The sequence below is a fragment of the Rhizobium sp. UGM030330-04 genome, from assembly GCF_003208455.1.
GTDB classification, from domain to species: Bacteria; Pseudomonadota; Alphaproteobacteria; order Rhizobiales; family Rhizobiaceae; genus Agrobacterium; species Agrobacterium rhizogenes_A.
This window is the reverse complement of the sequence record NZ_QKML01000038.1, coordinates 1-3,032: the sequence shown is the minus strand read 5'-3', so window position 1 is coordinate 3,032 and position 3,032 is coordinate 1. Positions and strand designations below refer to the sequence as shown.

Here is a 3,032-nt window from a genome sequence, read left to right as displayed (position 1 = left end):
CTCACAGCAAAAATCTATATAAAATCACCTATTTACACAGTGCCAGATTGACTGCCCACCAATTAAATCCCTCACCTTCCTCAACAATGGTGTACTTACAATTATTTATATGTTTCAGGTCTTACTCTAACTAAATTATATGTTTTACGGGCACCGTCCTCGCCCATTTTAACCGCAACCACCCAATCACCCACCCCATCCATCAATGGGAAATTTATTCTATCTAAAAAGTATAAATATACAAATATATGTATTGATTGAATTTAAATAGGTAAAATATTCCAAGGCAAATACCTTTCAAAACATCCATAACTGCAAAAATCCGCTTGCGCAGGTAGATGAATCCCCTACGGGCCGCAGCGGTCGGCGGACGAATATTCAGCCAGTTGCCTGCCTACAGCCCATCGCCGCCCGGGTTTCTCAATCCTCGGATTTCACTATTCAAAAATAAGGGATCATAAATGGTTCTTTATTTGCATATTCATCGATTAGGGATCATTTTTGATCCTATGTCTTTCTGCTGCACTGTCTAGAATTAACGGATCATATATGATACTGTTGCCCAAAATTTCGCTATAAAGGATCACCTATGATTCCTAATCAAAAATCTCCGACAGGCAGCATCGAAACAACCATGCGCGATCTAGGCACCAGGTTGGCTCGGGTTCGCCTCAGTCGCAACCTGACCCAAGCACGACTGGCGCAGGAGGCCGGAGCTTCGCTACCGAGCATCAAGCGGTTGGAGGCTGGCCGGAACAGCTCGCTCGACACCCTTCTCCGCGTATTGAGAGCACTTAACTTGGGCGATCGCATTCTCGACATCCTCCCCAACCCGGACGTTCGACCGGTCGAGCGAGTCCAGCATGACGGCCACGAGCGGCGGCGTGCACGAACGCAGACAGAAGCCCCAAAAGCCAGCGATTGGGCGTGGGCCGAGGAGGATGAGCAATGACGGATGCGACCGTCCGCCTATGGGGTAGAGATATCGGCGCAGTTAGTTGGCTCGACGACAGAGCGATCGGCGTATTCCAATACATGCCTGAGTTCGTTCAAAGCACTATAGAACTGGCACCGATCATGATGCCGCTGCGCCCCGACCCATACGAATTCCCCGGTTTGCCCCGTGACGCCTTCAAGGGTTTGCCCGGCATGATCGCCGACTCCCTCCCTGACAAATTCGGCAACGCTCTGATCGATACATGGCTCGTGACCCAAGGAAGGTCACCCGGCAGCTTCAATCCGGTCGAGCGTCTTTGTTATATCGGTACGCGCGGCATGGGTGCGCTCGAGTTTCATCCCACAATCCTCAAAGGGCCGCGCAAATCCCAGCGCCTTGAGATCGATGCGCTGACCAAACTCGCCAACGAAGTCCTCAACAATCGCGCCAACCTTGCGGGTATCCTCAAGGGCGATGACGACCAAGAAACCCTGCAGGAGATCCTGCGCGTCGGGACGTCCGCAGGCGGCGCGCGCGCCAAGGCTATCCTTGCATGGAATGAACAAACCGGGGAATTCCGATCCGGTCAGGTCAAAGCCGGTGAAGGTTTCACCTATTGGCTCATGAAGTTCGACGGCATCTCCAACAATCGTGACAAGGAGTTGGCCGATCCGCAGGGCTTTGGCCTTATCGAGTACGGCTTCTTTCTCCTGGCTCGCGCCGCCGGCATCGACATGACCGAATGCCGCGTCCACCACGAAGGCGGACGATCCCATTTCATGACACAGCGCTTCGATCGCACCGCCAATGGCCAGAAACTCCATATGCAGTCGCTCGCAGCCTTGCGTCACTATGATTTCAACGCAGCAGGAGCTTATTCCTACGAACAGGCGGTCGAGACGATACGGCTCCTCGGCCTTCCCGCTTACGACATCGAGCAACAGTTTCGCCGAGCGGTTTTCAATATTCTCGTCCGAAATCAGGACGACCACGTCAAGAACATCGCCTTCCTCATGAATCGAAAGGGCGAATGGCGGCTGTCACCAGCGTTCGACGTCAGCTATGCCTACAATCCGGATGGAAGCTGGACCCATCAGCACCAGATGAGCCTGAACGGTAAACGCGATCATTTCGAGCTGTCCGATCTTATCCAGTTCGGCGTTTTCTGCGACCTCAAGCCCAAAAAGGCCGAAGAAATTATCCGCGAAATGCATACGGAGGTCGAAAACTGGCCAGCCTTCGCGGAACAGGCCGGTGTAACCGAAAAGACCGCGCAAACCATTCACCGGGCCATGCGGCGAGAAATCATCATTCCAGCCTAAGACATAGGCCCTGATCAATCACATGATAGGAGAGACCGTCGATAAGAGGAACCCGGCATGCGCGAGGCATGACCTCACAACCCCTGCAAGAATGTGGAGTAGCAATAGCCTGCCGATCACGGCTAGAATATCTGCTCAGAAGAATCGATGGTGAGGCCATGAAATCGGATATCGGACATCTTCCGCAGACAAAGCAACTCGAACTGGAAAAGGTCGTCCGGATCATCCATGAAGAGTTTGCTGGCATTGTCGAGCGCTCGAAGTCCGACGCCAAGAAGGACGGGCGGATTTATAAAATCATCCTGTTCGGTTCTTATGCCGCGGCACATGGGTCGACGAGCCGCATACATCAAAAGGGTATCGTTCGGATTTCGACATTCTCGTCATCGTCAGCAACAAGGAACTGGCCGACCCGAAATATTGGGATAAAGCCACCGACCGGCTGATGTGGGACAAGGATGTTGATTGCCACTGAGAACTGACCCGGCGTGGCGTGATATTTCCATTGAGAATTGACCCATGTTCCAACCTTCCCTCGCATGTTTTCAGCGAGGGCTATGGAGTGATCGACATGGCGTTATTGAGCGTGATCCGACGCTGGCATTTTCGAGAACATTTATCGATCCGGGAGATTTGCCGCAGGACTGGCCTATCCCGGAATACCATCCGCAAATACCTGCGTCTGGACGGCGTGGAGCCGAAGTTCAAGGTCCCGGAGCGGCCGAGCAAGCTCGATCCTTTTGCCGATCGGTTGTCTGCCTGGCTGAAGACCG

The 3,032-nt window shown here is 52.9% G+C and carries 2 protein-coding genes and 2 pseudogenes; all 4 read left to right on the top strand.

Translation table 11 applies throughout. The features are described from left to right. Positions 1-589: 589 nt before the first annotated feature. The gene (locus N434_RS25275; protein WP_110760767.1) at positions 590-952 is read left to right on the top strand and encodes a helix-turn-helix domain-containing protein; all 363 of its coding nucleotides are present in this window, start codon (positions 590-592) and stop codon (positions 950-952) included. After that, on the top strand, positions 949-2,259 hold the full coding sequence (locus tag N434_RS25270; protein ID WP_110760766.1) for a type II toxin-antitoxin system HipA family toxin: 1,311 nt from the start codon (positions 949-951) through the stop codon (positions 2,257-2,259). Before N434_RS25275 ends, N434_RS25270 begins: the two co-directional genes overlap by 4 nt. Before the next feature lie 158 nt (positions 2,260-2,417). After that, a pseudogene (locus tag N434_RS25265) lies at positions 2,418-2,725 on the top strand (nucleotidyltransferase domain-containing protein); the annotation flags it as partial. Between the two features lie 105 nt (positions 2,726-2,830). Beyond that, positions 2,831-3,032, top strand: a pseudogene (locus tag N434_RS25260) (winged helix-turn-helix transcriptional regulator); the annotation flags it as partial.